The sequence below is a fragment of the Rhodococcus sp. JVH1 genome (genome assembly GCF_000280725.2).
Classification (GTDB): Bacteria; Actinomycetota; Actinomycetes; order Mycobacteriales; family Mycobacteriaceae; genus Rhodococcus_F; species Rhodococcus_F jostii_A.
This window is the reverse complement of the sequence record NZ_CP166289.1, coordinates 2,278,867-2,296,899: the sequence shown is the minus strand read 5'-3', so window position 1 is coordinate 2,296,899 and position 18,033 is coordinate 2,278,867. Positions and strand designations below refer to the sequence as shown.

Sequence of the window (18,033 nt, the reverse complement as noted above, 5' to 3'; positions counted from 1 at the left end):
ACCCTCCTCGGGAGGCGGACAGTCTGTACAGGTTAAGGCCCGTTCGTTACCACAGTGTGTCCGTTGTGGTCGCGGCGTCCGAGACGGAAGGTAGAGGCATGTCGATCTCTGTGAACCCTGCGCGGATGGCCCTCGACCCCGAGGAACTGCTGACCGTGGCGATCGCCGAAGCCGAACTCGGCAAACGCGAGGGCGGGATACCCATCGGGGCCGCACTCTTCGCCGGCGACGGATCCCTGCTGGGCAGCGGCCGCAACCGACGGGTCCAGCACGCCGATCCGTCCGTCCACGGTGAGACGGACGCGTTCCGGGCTGCCGGGCGCCAGCGCGACTACCGCTCGACGATCATGGTGACGACCCTGTCGCCGTGCTGGTACTGCAGCGGTCTGGTCCGGCAGTTCAACATCGGTGCGATCGTCGTGGGGGAGAGCGTCACGTTCACCGGCGGTCACGAATGGCTCCGTGAGAACGGCGTGGACGTGACCGTCCTGCGCGATCAGCACTGCATCGACCTCATGACCGAATTCATCGAGAACCAGCCCGAACTCTGGAACGAAGACATTGGAGTAGCCGAATGACCCCGATCGCCACCGTCGACATCGCCCTCTGGCGGGCGGGCGGGCCCTCCGCTGCGGCCGTCGCCAGGGACGTCGACGAGGGACTGCAGCGCGCCGGGTTCCTCCTCGTCCGCGGCCACGGAGTCACCCGCGAACTGGCCGCGGACGTACGGGCCGCCGCGCGCCGGTTCTTCGCACTCCCGGAAGAGGTGAAGGCGCGGTACTCGGCGATCGTGGGCGAGCGCGGCTGGATCGGGCCCGGGATGGAGGCCAACGGCTATGCCGAGGGCACCGAGACGCCTCCGGACCTCAAGGAGACGTTCGCCATCGGGGCCGAGACGCGTACCGGGGATCCCGTCGTCGACGACGTGTGGTTCAAGCCCAACGTGTGGCCCACCGAAGTGGCGGACCTGCGCGCCCTCCTCACCACCTACACCGAGGCGATGCGCCGGCTCTCCGACGACCTCCTCGCCCTGTTCTCGGCGGCACTCGCACTGCCCGCCAACCCCTTCGACGGACTCGCGGACCGCCCGACGTGGACGTGCAACATCAACCACTACCCGCCGATGTCCTCGGTGGGGGAGCCGGAACCGGGCCAGTTCCGTATCGGGCCGCACACCGATTTCGGCACCGTCACCGTCCTGGACCGGGAACCCGGCGCAGGCGGACTCCAGGTGTACACCGACGAAGGCGGCTGGGCGGACGCGCCCTACGACGCCGACGCTCTCACCGTCAACATCGGCGACCTCCTCGAGTACTGGAGCGGCAAGCGCTGGCCGTCGGGCCGACACCGCGTGCTGCCGCCGCAGGCCGACGCCCCCGAAGAAGACCTGGTGTCGCTCATCTACTTCTACGAACTCAACCACGACGCGCAGGTGACACCTCTCGAGCCGCCGATCGGAACCGTCGCCGGGCTCGGGCCCGTCACGTCGGCGGACTTCATCAAGACCCGCCTCGACGCGATCACCTTGTAGGCGCCTCCGGCGCCCGTGCGCCTTTCCGGTAGCCGGGGCTACCCGAAAGGCGCACGGGTCCGAAGGGCCTCGTCGGTCAGTTCCAGCCACCGGGTGACGCCGATGTCGTGGAGGAACTGCCGGTCGTGGCTGACCACGATCAGCGCGCCGCGGTAGCTGCGGAGCGCCTGCGTGAGGTGGGCGAGGCTCGGCAGGTCGAGGTTGTTCGTCGGCTCGTCCATCAGCAGCAGCCACGGGGCGGGTTCGGCCAGCAGGATGGTCGCGAGCGCGGCCCGCAACCGTTCGCCACCCGACAGCGCCGATGCGAGCACGTCGGAATCATTGCCCCGGAACAGGAACCGGGCCAGCTGGGCACGGATCTGTTCCTGCGACGCGTGAGGCGCCGCCGCGGCCACGTTCTCGGCGACCGTGAGCGATTCGTCGAACACGTCGAGTCGCTGCGGCAGCGCCTTGAACGGAACCCGCGGTCCCGCGGCCACGACGGCGTCGAGGAGGGTCGTCTTGCCGACACCGTTGCGTCCGACGAGGGCGATCCGCTCGGGGCCCACGACGTCCAGCGACACCTCCTGTCCGCTGAGCAGGCTCACGTCCCGGACGGAGACCACCTCCTGGCCCGAGTGCACCTGCGTGGCCGGGAGGTCGATGCGCACCTCCCGGTCGTCCCGTAGGGCACTTTCCGCTTCCGTCAACGACTCCCGCGCTTCGTCGACCTTCGCGATGTGGTTGTTCCGCAGCTTTCCCGCGGATTCCTGCGCCTGACGCTTCCGCAGCCCCATCACGATCTTCGGTTCGCGCTTGTTCTCGAACATCTTCTGCCCGTACCGCTTACGACGGTCGATCTTGATGCGGGCCTCGACGAGTTCCCGCTTCTGCTTCTGCACATCGCTGCGGGCATCGCGCACCGCCGACCGCGCGGCCTCCTGCTCCGCCTCGACGATCTCCTGGTAGGCGCTGAAGTTCCCGCCGAACACGCGGATCTCACCACCACGCAGCTCCGCGACGGAATTCATGAGATCGAGCAGGTCGCGGTCGTGGCTGACCACCAGCAGGGTGCCCGGAAACTGTTGCACCACCTCGTAGAGCTTGCTGCGGGACGCGCTGTCGAGGTTGTTGGTGGGCTCGTCGAGGAGCAGCACCTCCGGTTCCTTCAACAGTTGCGCGGTGAGGCCGAGCAACACCGTCTCACCGCCGGACAGGGTGCCGACGGTGCGATCGAGGTCGGACGTGCTGCCGAGCACACGTTCGAGACCGAGCCGGTGCAGGGTCGAGACCGCCCGCTCCTCGATGTCCCAACGGCCGGTCGCGGCATCGAAATCGTCGGGTGTGCCGTCGCCGGACTCGATGCGGTGCAACGCCGCCCGGAGGTCGGCGATGCCCAGGATCCGGTCGACCTTCAGCGTGGGATCGAGCGTGATGTCCTGCGGCAGGTACGCCACCTCGCCCTGCGCCGTCACCGACCCGCGGTCGGGGTGCAGGCGCCCGGCGATCAGCCGGAGCAGTGTGGATTTACCGGAACCGTTGAGACCGACCACCCCGGTGCGTCCGGGGCCGAAGACGGCGTCGAGGCCGTCGAAGACCGGCTCGCCGTCGGGCCAGGTGAACGTGAGGTCGGACAGGGACAGATATGACTGGGCCATGGCGTACTCCCGAGGTGTGTGCGGATGAAGACTCGCGTGACTACCTCGTCAGGAGCAATGGACCGTTCCCCTCTGTCTGACGCGCCCGGTGCGCATCGGTGACGTTCACGATAGGACGCCGCCGATGCCCGCGCAATCGAATTAGATCTGGGGCCCGTCGGCCCTGAGTTCGTCCACCTTCGCCATGGCTTCGCGGAGCTCGGCGAGCCACTGTTCGCTGTGCTGGCCGGCTAGGCGCACCGTCCACATCAGCGCGTCCGACCGCGACCGCGCCACGCCGGCGTCGACGAGCGTGTCGAGAACCTTGCGTTCGGGCTGGCGGAGCCGGGTCATCACCGGCACGGCGAGGTGAGTGAACAGCGTCTTGTGGCCGTCGAGGCTGACGCCCCACGCGACCTTGCGCCCGTAACGCCTCTCGGCCTCGTCGGCGATGCGCATCCGATCGCCCCGGGTCGTTTCGCGGAACCGGGAGATGCGTCCGTCGATCGCGGCCTCCGAACCGGAGTCGGCGGACTCGACGGGCGGCAATTCGCCGACCACGACGATCTCCTCGCGGTCGACCTCTACGGTCGCGGGGCCGGTGAACCAGTCGTCGGGAAGACGGCCGGTGAACCATTCGGCCGCGTCGCTCGCATCGGGGACATCCGCCTGCTGCCATCCACCGGGCCGGCCGAAGCGGCGGGGGCCCGGACCTTGTGTGTTCCTCATGGCGTCCTCCTGGGGACCCTGGTGCCGCGATCACTGTGATGCAGCACTGATTACATAATTACACCGATTATTCGAAGCGCGCCACCACGTCAGGCATGATCGAGTTCGTGCGCACCTCAACCGTTCGTCACAGCCCCATCCGTCCCACCCCCACCCGGAAGGCAGCGGCCGGAATCGCCGTCCTCGCGTCCGTGCTCTCCGCCTGCGGACTCTTCGGGCCGGACCAGCCCGACACCGTCTCGCAGCAGTTCGCCGACGCCCTCAACAGCGACGACGTGCAGGCCGCCGCCGAACTCACCACCGATCCGGCCGCCGCAACCGCCGCGATCACGGCGATGTACGACGGGCTCGGAAACAAGGACGGAACGTTCACCCGCACCGACGTGCAGGAGTCGGGTGACAACGGCGGCACGTTCACGATGGACGTGTCGTGGCCGTTCGCCCCGGGGCAGGAGTGGAAGTACAGCACCACCGGCAACGCCACCAAGGAAGGCGACGACTGGAAGATCGTCTGGGACCCGGCCGTCCTCGCACCCGGCCTCACCGACGACACCACCGTCCGGTACACCACCACGACCGGGGCGCCGCCGAAAGTCCTCGCCGCGGGTGGGGCGCCGATCCTCGAGCAACAAGTTGTGACGCTCGTCAACCTCGAACCAGGTGCGGACACCGCGGCGGTGGCCGCGTTGCTCTCGCCCATCGCCCCGACGATCACCGCCGCCTCGCTCCAGCAGGATCTGGCCGGTGCCCAAGGTCAGCCGGTCACGGCCATCTCGCTGCGCGCCGAGGACCTGGCGCCCATCGAACCGCAGTTGCGGCAACTCGCCGGAGTGACACTGGCCCCGCAGACCAGACTGCTCAGCACCGACAAGGCGCTGGCCTCACCCACCCTGGCGGGCCTCGGCGACCTGTGGCAGGAGGGACAGGACGCCTCCGCCGGCTGGGCGGTGCAGCTGGTCGGCCAGGACGGCGCGGCGAAGAGCATCGCCGGCGAGCAGGGACCCGACGCCCCCGACATCGCGACGACCCTCGACCTCCCGATGCAGATGGCTGCCGAGCGGGCGCTCGCCGACGTGCCGCAGCAGGCCGCGATCGTCGCCCTGCGACCCTCCACCGGGGAGGTGCTGGCGGTCGCGCAGAACGCGCCGGCCGACGCACTCGGGCCGATCGCGCTGACCGGCCTCTACCCGCCGGGATCCACGTTCAAGACGGTGACGACGTCCGCGGCACTGCAGGCCGGTGCCGCCACGCCGGACACCGTCCTGCCCTGCCCCGGCACCGAGAACATCGAAGGCAGGCAGATCCCCAACGACGACGAATTCGACCTGGGCGCGGTCCCGCTGCACACCGCCTTCGCGCGGTCGTGCAACACCACCATGGGACGGCTGGCGGTCGGCTTGCCGCCCGACGCCCTGCAGCAGGCCGCGCTGCAGTTCGGGCTCGGCGTCGACTACGTGACGCCCGGGCTGACGACCGTGACCGGCAACGTGCCCGTCGCCGACAGTCCGGCGGCCCGCGTCGAGTCCGGGATCGGGCAGGGGCAGGTGACCGCGACGCCGTTCGGGATGGCCATGGTGGCCGCCTCCATCGCGAACGGTTCGACGCCGTCGCCTATGATCGTGCAAGGCCAACCGGGTACAGCCGACAAGACGGCGCCCACCGTGCCTGCGAACGTCACCTCCGACCTCCGGACGATGATGCGTGAAACTGTGACGGGCGGTACCGCTACTGCGCTGCAGGACATTCCGGGACTGCTCGGCAAAACGGGGACGGCCGAGTCGGGAAATGGACCCGCGCACGGCTGGTTCGTCGGAATCAAGGACGACCTAGCATTTGCCGTATTTATAGCAACAGGTGACAGTTCGGCCCCTGCTGTGCAGGCTGCGGGGCGTTTTCTTCGATAAACCCGTTCGCGCGTTGCTGTTCGGGGATAAGTTGTGGCTCAACCGTAACTCCTTCGTAGGCAAATGGTGCTTGTTACGCATGTGACTGAAAGCAAGATGGTGGACATGGGGAATGGACGATCGCTTGGCCGCCGCAACAGATACGTGATCGCCCTGACGTCGGCTGTCGTTCTGGCGGTGATTCTGGCGTCGTGTGTGCTCTCGAAAGAGGAGGCGACCGCTGAGTCGGTCGTCGACGACTTCGTCAATGCGCTGAACGAGGGCGACGCCGCCGCTGCTGCAGCGCAGACCTCTTATCCCAACGCCGCGGAGACGGCGATTCAGCAGATGTTCGACGGGCTCAAACCCGAGGACGCCAAGTTCGACCTGACCCAGTTCATGGATCTCGGCTCGGACTCCGGCTTCTTCACCGTCGGTGCCGCTTGGCATTTCGGTGAGGGCAAAGATTGGACCTACCAGGTTCAGGGTGGTGTGCGGAACCTGTCCGTCGGCTGGCGCATCTCCTGGGATCCGTCGATCCTCGCGCCCGATCTGGGCAACGGGCGTATCGTCCGCTACGACCGGACGGACGCCGCTCCGCCGCGGGTCTTCGACGCGTTCGGTGCGTTGCTCATGAACGAGCAGACCATCAACTCTGTCACCCTCGATCCCGCCACGATGCCCGATCCCGTCGCGACCACCCGGCGTCTCGCGGAGGTCCTCGAGCCGGTGGCACCCCTCGTGACGTCCGACACGATGATGGCGGAGATGGCCGAGAAGCCCGGCCAGCAGGTCACCGCCGTGCTGCTGCGCGACCAGGATTGGGAGTACCTCGAGCAGGATCTCGCGATCCCCGGCGTCATCACCATCAAGACGCCGAAACTCATCACGGCGGATCGCCGCATCACGACGCCGCTGCTGGATCCGCTGCGCAAGGTGTGGCAGGCCAACCGGGACGCCACGGCCGGCTGGGCCGTCCATCTCGTGGACCCCGACGGCACGCTCATCCCGCAGGCAGGGTTCCAGGGCCCGCCTGGACCGGACATCGTCGCGACCATGGACTCCCGCCTGCAGCTGGCAGCCGAGGAAGCCGTGGTCAGTGTCGGCACCCCCGCGACGATCGTCGCGATCCAGCCGTCCTCCGGCGCGGTGCTGGCCGCCGCGCAGAACAATCAGGCGATGGAGCAGGGACCGATCGCATTCCAGGGCCTGTATCCCGCCGGGTCGAACCTCGACCTGGTGAAGAAGGCCGCCGGACTGCAGAAGGGCGTCGACCCGTCGTCGCTGTCGATCGAGGACATCGAGAAGGCAGGCAATCAGCTCGGGCTCGGCATGAACTACAAGATCCCGGGCCTCGACCATCAGACCGCCGTCTTCACCGCCGACCAGTCGGGCATGAACCAGGTGATGAACCGTAAGGACAGCGACCTGCCCGCCGTGACGCCGTTCGGGATGGCCATGCTGGCTGCATCGATCGCGCGGGGCAGCGCGCCCGCCCCGATGATCGTCCAGGGACAGCCGGGCACCACCGATGTGGCCGCTCAGCCGCTTCCGGCGAACGTCAACGATCAACTCCGCGGCATGATGCGTGACAACGTGGTGCGGGGCGGGGCGTCGTTCCTCAACGGCTACCCGGACCTCATGGGCATGAACGGTGCGAGCGGCGACGACCGCTGGTTCTACGGCTCACGCGGCGACCTGGCCTTCGCGGTCTTCGTCGCCGACGCCGACGGTGGCGACCGCGCGGTGAAGATGACCGACATGCTCTTCCGTGAGATGGCGAAGCCGGCGAACTGAGGACACGGAGATGGCGAAGCCGGCGAACTAGAGGGCGGGGCCGTCCACGCTGAGGGAGTAAGTGAGCAAGGGTAAGTTTCTACCTTGTGTCCCTGCTTGATATCGGTCTTCTCGTCGTAGCGGGGTTCTTCGCGGGACTGGTCGGCTTCGTCACCGGCCTGGCGTCCATCGTGTCGTATCCCGCACTCCTCGCGGTCGGTCTGCCGCCGGTGACCGCGAACGTCACCAACACGGTCGCGATGGTGGCGGTCGGCGTCGGCGCCTTGTCCAACTCGACGCGGGAGGTCGCCGACACCGGCCCCAAGCTGTGGCGCTGGGCGCTGTACTCGGCCGCGGGCGGCCTGGTCGGCGCGGGAATCCTGCTGGTGGCTCCGGCGGGGTCGTTCGAGGCGATCGTCCCGTTCATGGTGGCGTTCGCCGCGCTGGCGCTGCTGCTGCAACCCCGGCTCCGCGCGCTGGCGGGCGAGCGGGACATGCCACGCGCGTACTCGGTGTCGCTGTTCGTCGTCGCCATCTACGGCGGGTACTTCGGTGCCGGCGCCGGCGTGATCTTCCTGGCGATCGCCTTGATCCTCACCTCGGAGAAGATCTGGCGCGCGACCATCCTGAAGAGCTTCCTCCTGGGCGTCGCGAACCTGGTGGCGGCGATCGGGTTCGCGGTCTTCGGTCCCGTCCACTGGGGCGCCGCCGCCGCGATGGCGGTCGGCGCCCTGGCCGGTGGCTGGTGCGGGCCGCCCGTCGTCAGGCGGATACCACCGTCCGTCCTCCGCGTCGTCATCGCGATCGCGGGATTCGGGTTGGCCGTGTGGTTGTGGGTGCGCTGAGACGACGCTCAGTGCATCGTCAGTGCACGCCCTTCATCAGACGCCGGATCCACGGTGAGCCGATGGCGAGGAGCACACCGACGGCGATCGAGCCCAGCCCGACCGCGGTGAAGTACGGGACTTCGTTGTTCTCGTCGTAGTAGCCGGCCAGTGTGCCCGCCATGGCGGTGCCCAGGGCGACGGACAGGAAGAACAACGCCACCATCTGGGTGTGGAAGGCCTCGGGCGCCAGTTTGGTCGACAGCGACAGCCCGACCGGGGACAGCAGCAGTTCGGCGAACGTGAACAGCAACAGGATTCCGGCCAGACCCAGCAGCGGTGCACTGTTCGCGCCGCCACCCGACATCGGGATGAACGCCAGGAACGCGATACCCATGATGACGGTGCCCGCCGCGAACTTGATCGGCGACGACGGCTGTCGGGGTCCGAGCTTCGTCCACGCGGCTGCGAAGACGCCCGCGAAAATGATGATGAAGACCGGGTTGATGGACTGCACCCACGACGGCGGGAAGTCCCAACCGAACAGGTTGCGGTCGAGTCGCTTGTCGGAGTACACCGCGACGGTGGTGAACTGCTGCTGGAACAGCGACCAGAACACCGCGCTGGCGATGAACATCGGGATGAACGCGTAGACGCGGCTGCGCTCGACGGCCGTGATGCGGCGGCTCGACAACATGATCGCGAAGTAGCCGATCGCCGCGACGATGGTGAGGCCGACCACGATGTCCGACATGTTGGCCGCGGTGATCACCCCGGTCAGGGACAGGGCCGCAATGACCACGACCGCGGCGGCGCCGATCGCGATCCACTTGGGTCGCTGGGCGCGGGGGAGGGGATTGGGCGGTTCCGCACCGATGCCGCGGAGGTGCTTGCGGCCGAGTGTGTACTGGATCAGTCCGAGCGCCATGCCGATTGCGGCGAGCGCGAAGCCGGCGTGGAAGCCGATGGAGTCCTGCGCCCAGCCCGTCAGCAGCGGGCCGACGAGGGCGCCGAGATTGATCCCCATGTAGAAGATGGAGAATCCGGCGTCCCGGCGCTCGTCGTTTTCGTCGTAGAGATCCCCGACGAGGGATGTGGCGTTGGCCTTGAGCCCGCCACTACCGAATGCGACGCAGACCAGGCCGATTCCCACACCCCACAGTCCCGGGAACACGGCGAGGGCGATGTGGCCGAGCATGACGAGGATGGCGCTGTAGAACAGGGTCCGTTCGGAGCCCAGGAGCCGGTCGGCGATCCAGGCTCCGAGAATGGTGGACAGATACACCGTGCCGCCGTAGGCGCCGACGATACTGGTCGCGGACGATTCGGCGATTCCGAGGCCACCGTCGGCGGCCGAATAGTAAAGGTAGTAGATCAGGATGCCTTGCATCCCGTAGAAGGAGAATCGCTCCCACATCTCGACGCCGAACAGGTTCGCGAGGGCGGACGGCTGGCCGAAGAAGCCGCGGTCGGACCGCTTCTCGTCCCGGGCCGGATCGATGGTGTCACTCATGGGAAAACTGTCTCACCTCGAGCGGGTGTTCGTGTGCCGTCGGGGCGGATTCGCCGCTATCGGGTGGTGGCGCGCGACCTCGTCACGATCTTCGCGACGGCACGCCAGCCGAGGAGGAACACGGCGAGCACCGTGCCCGCCACGAGGACGAAACTGAACGCCGTTCCCTGGCCGCTGACGACGCGCAAGAGCATGCCCACCACGAGCGTCGACAGCCACACCGCGATGCCTGTCGGGACGATCAGGAACGCGTCGAACTTGTCGCGGTAGAGCGCGACGGTGGCGAGCCAGCCGACCGCGAGTCCGGTCAGGAACGGCCACGCCGTGGTGGCCAGACCTGTCAGGGCATTGGCTTCGTCGTGGCTGCGGCGGCCGATGGCACAGAACACGATCACGAGGACGACGTCCAGGGCGAGCGCGGGGAGGTACTTCTTCACACGGCCAGCCTAGAGGGGCCGCATTGCCGACGAGAGGTGGACTCATACCAACAGTGGACCGGGGAGAAAATTGTACTCGGTCCAAGTTGGGGTTAGGGTCGATTCATGGCTGCGGAGAGCGGATCAGGTCTGCGCGTCGCGAAGAAGCACGAGACGTGGCGGACGTTGCATGCGTGCGCCCTCGACCTGGTGGACACCCGCGGTTACGACGACGTCAGCGTCGAAGAGATCGCCGCCGCGGCGCGCGTGTCCAAGAGCACGCTGTTCAATTACTTCGAGTCCAAGGAAGCGCTGCTCTTCGACCCCGGACCGGGTGACCGTGAGCGGTGGCAGAAGCTGGCTGACGAGCGTCCCGACGGCGAACCGATGTGGGTGTCGGTCCGTGAGATCATCCGCGCGAACATCGCCCACAACGCCGCCACCCTCACGGTGCAACGGCGGATACTGGATGCGGCGCCCCACCTCGCGCAGTCGACGAAGGCCGCCGGCGAGCGATTCCAGCAGTTCGTCCAGGAGTGGGTCGACGCCCGGGTCGGACCGGATCAGGTCGACTCGCTCTGCAGTGCGCTGCTCGTCAACACGGCGTTCGCCGTCCTGCGCACGGCGTATCTGCAGTGGCAGCCCGGCGACGACGCGCAGCGGTTCCTCGCGTTGCTGGATTCGGCGTTCGCGGAGATCGAGGCCGGGGTCCTCGACCTACCCCGGTCGCGGACCGGCGTCGCGTCCCATGAACGTCACTGACGTGTGGCGCGGGCGCTCGATACCCAGGACGGCGTTGGCGCTCGCCGCGGCCGGTGCACTGGCCGTCGAGGTTCTGGTGTTGAGTCCGTACATCGCGCGAGCGTCGGGCACGTTGCTGCACCCGCGGTGGCGGTGGCTCGTGCTGGCGGTGATCGCCGAGATCGCGTCGATGACGACGTTCGCGCGACTGCAGCGGCAACTGCTCGCGGCGGGTGGTCTCCGGGTGGCACTCCATCGTTCGATCGCACTGACTTTCGCGTCCAACGCGCTGTCCGTCACGCTCCCGGCCGGACATCTCGTGTCTGCCGGATTCACGTTCAGGAGACTGCGCACGTGGGGCGCGAGCACGCCGCTGGTCGCCTGGACGATGCTCGCGTCGGGGATCATCAGTTCGCTCGCGCTCGGGGCCCTCGGAATTCTCGGGGCGACCGTCGGCGTCCGGGCGCATGCCGATCCGCTCACCGTCGGCGGCGAGATCCTGGGAGTCGTCGGCCTCGCCTTCGCGATCCGGGAACTGCTGCGTCGACCGGAACTGCTCGCGCATGCGGGGGAGCGGGTGCTCGGCTGGGCCAACGCGTTCCTGCGGAGACCCGCGGCTTCGGGCGTCGAACGTGTCCGCGCCCTCGTCGAGCAACTGTCCCTCGTCCGGCCCCGCCCGCGGGACTGGGTGCTGGGCGGTGTGTTCGCGGGACTGAACTGGATCGGCGACCTGCTGTGCCTGATCGCCGCGTGCCGCGCGGTGGGCGTCACCGACGTCGGGATCGGCCTCGCGATGACGGCCTACGTCGCGGGCATGGCCGCGTCGAGCATCCCGCTGATTCCCGGCGGGATCGGCGTCGTCGACGGCGCCCTGATCGTGGCGTTCGTCGCCGGCGGGCTGGGCGCGGACGAGGCGACTGCCGCCGTGATGCTGTACCGGCTGATCAGCTTCGCGCTCATCGGCGCGATCGGGTGGGCAGTGCTGTTCGCCGCCAGGTATGCCCGTCGCACGACCGCGCCCCGTCGTCCGGGTGGATGACGGGGCGTGTGGTGCGGGTGGGGTCAGGCCTGCAGGCCGGCCTCGATCTCGAGGGTGATGGTGATCTTGTCGCCGACGACGGCTCCGCCGCCTTCGAGGGGCATGTCGATGGTGATGCCGAAGTCCTTGCGGTTGAGGACGGTGGTGGCTTCGAAGCCGGCGACCGGTCCGTTGCCCATGCCGGGGTTGACGCCGTTGAACTCGAGGGCGAGCTCGACGGGGCGGGTGACGCCGTGGAGGGTGAATTCGCCCTCGACCACGTAGTCGTCGCCCTTGGCGCGGACGGCGGTGGAGGTGAAGGTGGCGGTGGGGTACTGCTCGGCGTCGAAGAAGTCGGCGGACTTGATGTGGGCGTCGCGGTCGGTGTTCTTGGTGTCGATGGACGCGACCTGGATTTCGGCGGTGACGGCGGCGGTGCCGTCCTCGGCGACGGTGATCGCGCCGGTGAAGTCGTTGAAGGTGCCGCGGACCTTGCTGACCATCAGGTGGCGGACGGAGAAGCCGACGGTGGAGTGGACGGTGTCGATGGCCCAGGTTCCGGCGGTGAGGTTGGGCAGGGTGGCGGTGGCGGTGGTCATGTGAACTCCTCGGAGTGTCGACTCAAATAGTTGAATGTTCAAGTTCTTGTAGCTTCAACTATGAACCCGGAGAATTTCTTCCGCAACCCGAATGTGATGCCTGTCACACGACGCAGGTGAGTGGCGCGGTGTGGCCGGGTCGCTTTCTCACTCACGTGGGGGGAGGCAGGCAGGCGCGTGCCGCGGCAAGGACCGTGGCGCCGGCGGCATCGAGTGGTTCGGTGCTGCGCAGTGCACGCGCGAGGACGAATGCCCCCTCCAGGCTGGTGACGAATCCCAGGATCAGGCGCCTCGCATCGGCCTCGTCGAATCCGCGCTCGCGCAGCAGGGCGCTCCCCGACTCGATCCAGCTCGTGAACACGTCCGCCGTGGCCACGCGAAGCACCTCGTTGGTGCTCGCGACCTCGAGCGCGACCGTGGCGATGGGGCAGGCGTCCGCGTAGTCGGTGGCCACCAGGGTCTCGCCCGCCAGCTGGAACCCCACCTCGATCCCTTCGAGGATGTCGGGATGCGCGTCGAGGATGGAGAAGACCAGCCGGGCGTACTCCTCGCCCGACGAGCGGATGACCTCCTCGCCGAGTTGCTGTTTGCCGCCGGGGAAGAAGTGGTAGATCGACCCGAACGGTGCGCGGGCCTCCGTGGCGACCTGCTTGAGGCCGGTCCCGGTGTAGCCGTTGCGGCGGAAGAGGTCGCTGCTGGTGCCGAGGATCCGGGCCTTCGTGTCGTTCACTTTCCTGCCCTCCGACCGTTGCGCTGGGTGCGTATCTCATCGTAACGTGATTCTCAGTAGAACGATCTATCAAATGGAGTGAGCGCCATGAAACAGATCGAGCTGTCCGCGGGCACCGTCGAGTACCGGGACACCGGGGGCGACGGCCCCGTCCTCGTGTTCATCTCCGGGCTGACCATCGACGGCACCGTGTGGCGACACGTGGTGGAGCAACTCGCCCCGGACTTCCGCTGCATCGTCCCGAACCTCCCGCTCGGCGCGCACCGCATTCCGATGCGCGAGGACGCCGACCTCTCGCTACGCGGACTCGGACTGCTCATCGGCGAATTCCTCGAACGGCTCGACCTCGCGGACGTCACACTCGTGCAGAACGACTGGGGTGGCGCGCAGGTGCTGATCGCCCTCGGCGACTCGAGCCGCATCGGGGCTCTCGTCCTCACCCCGTGTGAGGCGTTCGACAATTATCCGCCCGGAATTCCCGGTCGCGCAATCGGTCTCGCGGTGGCGATCCCCGGTGGTCTGGCGTTGACCATGCACGCGCTGCGATTCCGGGCGATGCGCCGGGCGCCCGCTGGTTGGGGCTGGATGAGCAAGCGGCCCGTACCGAAGTCGGTGATGGACGGGTGGTTCCGGCCCGCGACCACCGACCGCCTGGTGCGACGAGATCTGCGCAAGTACACGACCTCGGTGCCGCCGAAGTCGACGCTGCGGGAGTGGGCGGAAGCGAACCGGAGCTTCGACCGTCCGGTCCTCGTGCTGTGGGCCGTCGAGGACAAGGTGATGCCCCGCGACCACGGCCGGCGCCTGGCCGAGCTGTACCCGCACGCCGAACTGCAGGAGGTCGAGGACAGCTACACGTTGATGCCCGAGGATCGCCCGGACGTGGTCGCGGAGGCTCTGCGGCTTCGCCGCCCGTGAGTACTTGTTAACCGCGGGAGGTTAACAAGTACTCACGGCTCGGTACACCGCCCGGATCGCGGAGGCCGTCACCGACTGATGTGAGCCCATGCCCCACACCGTCCGATCCCCGACGCGGCACTCCGCCAACGTGATCGCCGCGCTGTCGCGGCCCGACCTCTGTGAGTGCTGGGTGAGGGAGAGGACGTCGACGTCCTTGCCCTTCGACGCGAGGACGTGGGTCATCGCCTCGACAGGGCCGGTGGCGACCGCCTCGCCCGACACTTCCACGCCGTCGACGTCGAACACGACGAACAGCCGGTCGCCGTCCGGGCCGTGCTCGACGGACCACCGGCCGAGGCCGCCCCGGTACCCGTACTCGGCGCAGAACAGCGTCCACAGTTCCTCGGCGGTGATCTCGAGCCCCGACGAGTCCGCCGCCTCCTGCACCTTCGCGGCGAAGTCGATCTGGAGCCGCCGCGGCAGTGTTACGCCGTATTCGCTCTGCAGCAGGTGCGCGATGCCGCCCTTGCCGGATTGGCTGTTGATGCGGATGACGGCCTGGTAATCGCGTCCCACGTCCGCCGGGTCGATCGGCAAGTACGGCACAGCCCACGGTGCGGTTTCCGCATCCAGCCCGGCTGCCGCCGCGGACGCCCGATGCTCCGCGAATCCCTTCTTGATAGCATCCTGATGGGTGCCGGAGAACGCCGTGTACACGAGGTCGCCGCCGTAGGGGTGCCGCTCGTGGACGGGAATCCTGTTGCAGTACTCCACGGTTCGCCGCACGGTGTCGATGTCCGAGAGGTCGATCATCGGGTCGACGCCCTGCGCGTGCAGATTCAGGGCCAGCGTCACCAGATCGACGTTGCCGGTCCTCTCACCGTTGCCGAACAGGCAGCCCTCGACCCGCTGCGCACCCGCCAGCACCGCCAGTTCGGCGCAGGCGACCCCGGTGCCGCGGTCGTTGTGCGGGTGCACCGACAGGATGACCGAATCCCTCCGCTCCAGATGCCGGTGCATGTATTCGATCTGGTCGGCATACACGTTGGGTGTCGAGACCTCCACCGTGGCAGGCAGATTGTGGATCACCGGACGGTCGGGGCTCGCGTCCCACAGCCGGGTCAGGCTGTTGCACACGTCGAGCACGAAGTCCGGTTCGGTCAGGTTGAACACCTCGGGTGAGAACTCGAAGCGTCGGCCCGGATGGTCACCGGCGCCGCGTGCCACCTCCTGCGCTGCATCGAAGATCAACCGGTGCAGCGCTTTCCGATCCCTGCCGAGAACGACGGAGCGCCACGTCGGCGCCGTCGCCGTGTACATGTGCACCACGACGTTCGGCAGTCCCTCGACCGACTCGTACGTCCTGGCGATCAGATCGTCGCGGGCCGCGGTGAAGACGACGATCGTCACGTCCTCGGGCACCAGGTCCAGACGCACGAGGTCGCGGACGAAGTCGAAGTCGGTCTGGCTCGCTGACGGGTATCCGACCTCGATCTCCTTGTAGCCGATCGAGATCAGCAGTTCGAAGAATCTGCGTTTGCGCTCCGGATCCATCGGCTCGGCGAGGGCCTGGTTGCCGTCGCGCAGATCGACGGGCACCCACAGCGGGGCGGTGGCAGTGCGTTGCGTCGGCCAGGTGCGGTCGAGGTCGGGGACGGGAACGCGGTCCCAGATCGCGCGGTAGCGATCGGAGGGCATCGGCGAGGGTTGCTGGTTGTTCCATGTGGGGACGGTGCCGGTCATGACGGTCTTCTCCTGGGAAATGGGATGCACGAGACGACCGACGCGGCGAAACCCCGCGGCAGGGTGCCGGCCTTCAGACCCCGCCGCGGCAGTGGAGGAGAAGTCCACGGAACGCCACGGCGCTAGACTAGGAGAAAATCACTCATCAGACAACCTGAGGAGTTCTGCGTGACCTCGTCGATACGACGCCACCTGCTGACGGACCAGGCGGCGGACCTGCTGCGCGCGCGGATCGCGAGCGGAGAGTGGGAGATCGGTGCCAAGCTCCCCGGGGAGACCACGCTGGCGGCCGAGCTGGGCGTCGGGCGGTCGACCGTCCGTGAGGCCGTCCGGATGCTCGCGGGCCTCGGCATGGTCGAGTCACGGCAGGGGGCCGGCGTGTTCCTCCGCAGGTCGTCGCCGCGGCAGGATTGGGACCGGGTGCTCCGGACCGAGGAGATCCGGCACGTCGTCGAGGTGCGCCACACCGTCGAGATCGAGGCGGCCCGGCTGGCGGCGTCCCGGCGCGACGAGTCCGATGTCGCGGCGCTCCGTCGGGCGCTGGACGCGCGGGCCGCGGCGTCCGGGGCCAGTGCTGCCGCGTTCGTCGACGCAGACATCGCGCTGCATCGCGCGGTCGTGGTCGCCGCACACAACCCGGTGCTGACCGAGTTGTTCGAGACATTCGTCCCGCGGCTGCGGGAAGCGATGCTCGACCTGACGGCGGCGCTGGACCTGAGTGCGGACAACGAGCCCGACGCGGACGCCCACCGACTGCTGGTCGAGGCGGTCGCCGACGGCGACGCCGAGGAGGCCGTCCGGGTCAGTACCGACCACCTCATGCGGCTTCGCCGCCCGTGAGTACTTGTTAACCGCCGGCGGTTAAGAAGTACTCACGGCTGGGAGTCGGGCTCGGGGTCCCCGGTGTGCGGCGTGCGCTTGGTGGTCGGTGAGGACTGCTCCCTGCGCTCGAACTCGAGGTCCATCTCCAGGTCTTCGTGCTGGTTGTGCCGGAACAGGATGAAGAAGACCACCCAGCCGACGAGCGCGACGAGGATGTAGCTCACGACGCGGTAGACGAACACGGCCGCGAGGGCCTGCGACGCGGTAGCTCCCGCCGCCGTCAGCGTCGCGATCAGGGTGCCGTCGACGAACCCCAGCCCGCCCGGGGCCAGTGGAATGCTGCCCACGGCCTTGGCCGCGGCGAACGCGATGAGCAGACCCGCGAACGACGGTTCCGCGCCCACCGCCCAGCACGCGAAACCGAGGCAGGCGACGTCGGCGAGCCGGTGCACCGCCGACCACCCGAACGTGATGACGGAATCCTTGCGGCTCAGCTCGACCGAATCGAGCTGGCTCAGGATTTCCTTCCACCGCTCGACGCCGGTCTCGGGGGGATTCTTGCGGAACTTGTTGTAGCGGGTCAGCACCCAGTGCCCGATCGACTCGATCGAGTCGGGATTACGTGAGATGTAGCGCAGCCCGTAGAACAGGGCGAACGCGGCCACCAGCGACAGCGCCAGCGTGACCGGACTCACCTTGGTGCCCACCGCGAACGCGCCTGCGGCGCCGAGCAGCGCGAGGCTGCCCGCGGCGATCACTCCGGAGATCGCCAGCTGCCAGGACGCGACGATGGGGGTGGCACCCCATTTGCGGGTCTGCTTGTAGGTGAAGGCGGTGGAGAACACCTGACCGGCCGGCAGGCTCACGGCCATCGCGGTGCTCGCGTAGATCACCGACACCGACTTCAGCTGACTGACGACGACACCGCCCGCCTGGAGCAGGCGCTGCTGGACTGCGCCGTACCCGCTCAGGGAGACGGCCTGGGCTGCGATACATGCCGCGACCCACCCCCAGTGGATCTCGGTGAGTGCTTTCCACGAGTCGCTGAGCGTGGGCCACAGGTAGATGCCCTCGACGGTCAGCAGGGCCAGGAGGCCGGCGCCGAGTAGCCATTTGATCCACCAGTATCGACTTCGCTGCCGAGGAGGCTCGGCAGTGGGCGGGTCGGATCGAGGCTGGGCCACCTGGCCAG

At 68.0% G+C, this 18,033-nt stretch carries 17 protein-coding genes; 9 read left to right on the top strand and 8 right to left on the bottom strand.

Going from position 1 to position 18,033, the window contains the following annotated elements:
* Positions 1-98: 98 nt before the first annotated feature.
* Together JVH1_RS10545 and JVH1_RS10540 are read left to right on the top strand one after the other, a co-directional pair.
* Complete coding sequence (locus JVH1_RS10545; protein ID WP_009478182.1) at positions 99-578, top strand: nucleoside deaminase; 480 nt, start codon at positions 99-101, stop codon at positions 576-578.
* Positions 575-1,531, top strand: a complete 957-nt coding sequence (locus JVH1_RS10540; RefSeq protein WP_009478183.1) for an isopenicillin N synthase family oxygenase — start codon at positions 575-577, stop codon at positions 1,529-1,531. Before JVH1_RS10545 ends, JVH1_RS10540 begins: the two co-directional genes overlap by 4 nt.
* A gap of 38 nt (positions 1,532-1,569) precedes the next feature.
* Here the strand turns inward: JVH1_RS10540 and JVH1_RS10535 are convergent, their stop codons facing one another.
* Both JVH1_RS10535 and JVH1_RS10530 read right to left on the bottom strand, forming a co-directional pair.
* Positions 1,570-3,168, bottom strand: coding sequence for an ABC-F family ATP-binding cassette domain-containing protein (locus JVH1_RS10535; protein ID WP_009478184.1), 1,599 nt, complete (start codon positions 3,166-3,168; stop codon positions 1,570-1,572).
* 141 nt (positions 3,169-3,309) lie between these two features.
* The gene (locus JVH1_RS10530) at positions 3,310-3,876 is read right to left on the bottom strand and encodes a hypothetical protein (RefSeq protein WP_009478185.1); all 567 of its coding nucleotides are present in this window, start codon (positions 3,874-3,876) and stop codon (positions 3,310-3,312) included.
* A 95-nt stretch (positions 3,877-3,971) separates the two neighbouring features.
* On the opposite strand from JVH1_RS10530, the gene JVH1_RS10525 reads away from it, so the two are divergent.
* From JVH1_RS10525 to JVH1_RS10515, 3 genes are all read left to right on the top strand, one after another.
* Positions 3,972-5,780 (top strand): penicillin-binding transpeptidase domain-containing protein, encoded by a 1,809-nt coding sequence (locus JVH1_RS10525; protein WP_009478186.1) that lies wholly within the window; start codon positions 3,972-3,974, stop codon positions 5,778-5,780.
* A 96-nt stretch (positions 5,781-5,876) separates the two neighbouring features.
* A complete protein-coding gene (locus JVH1_RS10520) occupies positions 5,877-7,556 on the top strand; it encodes an NTF2-like N-terminal transpeptidase domain-containing protein (RefSeq protein WP_009478187.1) in 1,680 nt (559 codons plus the stop codon).
* 86 nt (positions 7,557-7,642) lie between these two features.
* Complete coding sequence (locus JVH1_RS10515) at positions 7,643-8,380, top strand: sulfite exporter TauE/SafE family protein (RefSeq protein ID WP_009478188.1); 738 nt, start codon at positions 7,643-7,645, stop codon at positions 8,378-8,380.
* Between the two features lie 19 nt (positions 8,381-8,399).
* Here JVH1_RS10515 and JVH1_RS10510 read toward each other — a convergent pair whose 3' ends face one another.
* Together JVH1_RS10510 and JVH1_RS10505 are read right to left on the bottom strand one after the other, a co-directional pair.
* On the bottom strand, positions 8,400-9,872 hold the full coding sequence (locus JVH1_RS10510) for a peptide MFS transporter (protein ID WP_009478189.1): 1,473 nt from the start codon (positions 9,870-9,872) through the stop codon (positions 8,400-8,402).
* A 56-nt stretch (positions 9,873-9,928) separates the two neighbouring features.
* Complete coding sequence (locus tag JVH1_RS10505; RefSeq protein WP_009478190.1) at positions 9,929-10,309, bottom strand: DUF3054 domain-containing protein; 381 nt, start codon at positions 10,307-10,309, stop codon at positions 9,929-9,931.
* A 105-nt stretch (positions 10,310-10,414) separates the two neighbouring features.
* Here JVH1_RS10505 and JVH1_RS10500 point away from each other — a divergent pair, with 105 nt between their 5' ends.
* Together JVH1_RS10500 and JVH1_RS10495 are read left to right on the top strand one after the other, a co-directional pair.
* Positions 10,415-11,050, top strand: coding sequence for a TetR/AcrR family transcriptional regulator (locus JVH1_RS10500; protein ID WP_009478191.1), 636 nt, complete (start codon positions 10,415-10,417; stop codon positions 11,048-11,050).
* On the top strand, positions 11,037-12,068 hold the full coding sequence (locus tag JVH1_RS10495; protein ID WP_237735254.1) for a YbhN family protein: 1,032 nt from the start codon (positions 11,037-11,039) through the stop codon (positions 12,066-12,068). The genes JVH1_RS10500 and JVH1_RS10495 overlap by 14 nt, the downstream gene beginning before the upstream one ends.
* Positions 12,069-12,091: 23 nt before the next feature.
* Here JVH1_RS10495 and JVH1_RS10490 read toward each other — a convergent pair whose 3' ends face one another.
* Positions 12,092-12,646, bottom strand: coding sequence for a YceI family protein (locus tag JVH1_RS10490; RefSeq protein ID WP_009476977.1), 555 nt, complete (start codon positions 12,644-12,646; stop codon positions 12,092-12,094).
* A 151-nt stretch (positions 12,647-12,797) separates the two neighbouring features.
* Positions 12,798-13,376 carry a TetR/AcrR family transcriptional regulator gene (locus JVH1_RS10485; protein ID WP_009478193.1) on the bottom strand — a complete coding sequence of 193 codons (579 nt, stop codon included), beginning with the start codon at positions 13,374-13,376 and terminating at the stop codon, positions 12,798-12,800.
* 87 nt (positions 13,377-13,463) lie between these two features.
* Between JVH1_RS10485 and JVH1_RS10480 the strand changes: the two genes are divergently transcribed.
* Positions 13,464-14,294 carry an alpha/beta fold hydrolase gene (locus JVH1_RS10480; RefSeq protein WP_009478194.1) on the top strand — a complete coding sequence of 277 codons (831 nt, stop codon included), beginning with the start codon at positions 13,464-13,466 and terminating at the stop codon, positions 14,292-14,294.
* 21 nt (positions 14,295-14,315) lie between these two features.
* Here the strand turns inward: JVH1_RS10480 and JVH1_RS10475 are convergent, their stop codons facing one another.
* Positions 14,316-16,019 carry a 2-isopropylmalate synthase gene (locus tag JVH1_RS10475; RefSeq protein ID WP_043781160.1) on the bottom strand — a complete coding sequence of 568 codons (1,704 nt, stop codon included), beginning with the start codon at positions 16,017-16,019 and terminating at the stop codon, positions 14,316-14,318.
* A gap of 168 nt (positions 16,020-16,187) precedes the next feature.
* Here JVH1_RS10475 and JVH1_RS10470 point away from each other — a divergent pair, with 168 nt between their 5' ends.
* Entirely contained in the window at positions 16,188-16,859 is a 672-nt protein-coding gene (locus JVH1_RS10470) for a FadR/GntR family transcriptional regulator (RefSeq protein ID WP_009478196.1), read from the top strand.
* 32 nt (positions 16,860-16,891) lie between these two features.
* On the opposite strand, the gene JVH1_RS10465 is transcribed toward JVH1_RS10470, so the two are convergent.
* Positions 16,892-18,025 carry a YbhN family protein gene (locus JVH1_RS10465; protein WP_009478197.1) on the bottom strand — a complete coding sequence of 378 codons (1,134 nt, stop codon included), beginning with the start codon at positions 18,023-18,025 and terminating at the stop codon, positions 16,892-16,894.
* Positions 18,026-18,033: the final 8 nt, after the last annotated feature.

What these genes read in the sequence shown, in the direction of transcription:
- JVH1_RS10540 (WP_009478183.1), top strand. Translation starts at nt 575, where the DNA reads ATGACCCCGATCGCCACCGTCGACATCGCCCTCTGGCGGGCGGGCGGG.
- JVH1_RS10490 (WP_009476977.1), bottom strand. Translation starts at nt 12,646, where the DNA reads ATGACCACCGCCACCGCCACCCTGCCCAACCTCACCGCCGGAACCTGG.
- JVH1_RS10510 (WP_009478189.1), bottom strand. Translation starts at nt 9,872, where the DNA reads ATGAGTGACACCATCGATCCGGCCCGGGACGAGAAGCGGTCCGACCGC.
- JVH1_RS10500 (WP_009478191.1), top strand. Translation starts at nt 10,415, where the DNA reads ATGGCTGCGGAGAGCGGATCAGGTCTGCGCGTCGCGAAGAAGCACGAG.
- JVH1_RS10480 (WP_009478194.1), top strand. Translation starts at nt 13,464, where the DNA reads ATGAAACAGATCGAGCTGTCCGCGGGCACCGTCGAGTACCGGGACACC.
- JVH1_RS10545 (WP_009478182.1), top strand. Translation starts at nt 99, where the DNA reads ATGTCGATCTCTGTGAACCCTGCGCGGATGGCCCTCGACCCCGAGGAA.
- JVH1_RS10495 (WP_237735254.1), top strand. Translation starts at nt 11,037, where the DNA reads ATGAACGTCACTGACGTGTGGCGCGGGCGCTCGATACCCAGGACGGCG.
- JVH1_RS10535 (WP_009478184.1), bottom strand. Translation starts at nt 3,168, where the DNA reads ATGGCCCAGTCATATCTGTCCCTGTCCGACCTCACGTTCACCTGGCCC.
- JVH1_RS10475 (WP_043781160.1), bottom strand. Translation starts at nt 16,019, where the DNA reads ATGACCGGCACCGTCCCCACATGGAACAACCAGCAACCCTCGCCGATG.
- JVH1_RS10530 (WP_009478185.1), bottom strand. Translation starts at nt 3,876, where the DNA reads ATGAGGAACACACAAGGTCCGGGCCCCCGCCGCTTCGGCCGGCCCGGT.
- JVH1_RS10525 (WP_009478186.1), top strand. Translation starts at nt 3,972, where the DNA reads ATGATCGAGTTCGTGCGCACCTCAACCGTTCGTCACAGCCCCATCCGT.
- JVH1_RS10520 (WP_009478187.1), top strand. Translation starts at nt 5,877, where the DNA reads ATGGTGGACATGGGGAATGGACGATCGCTTGGCCGCCGCAACAGATAC.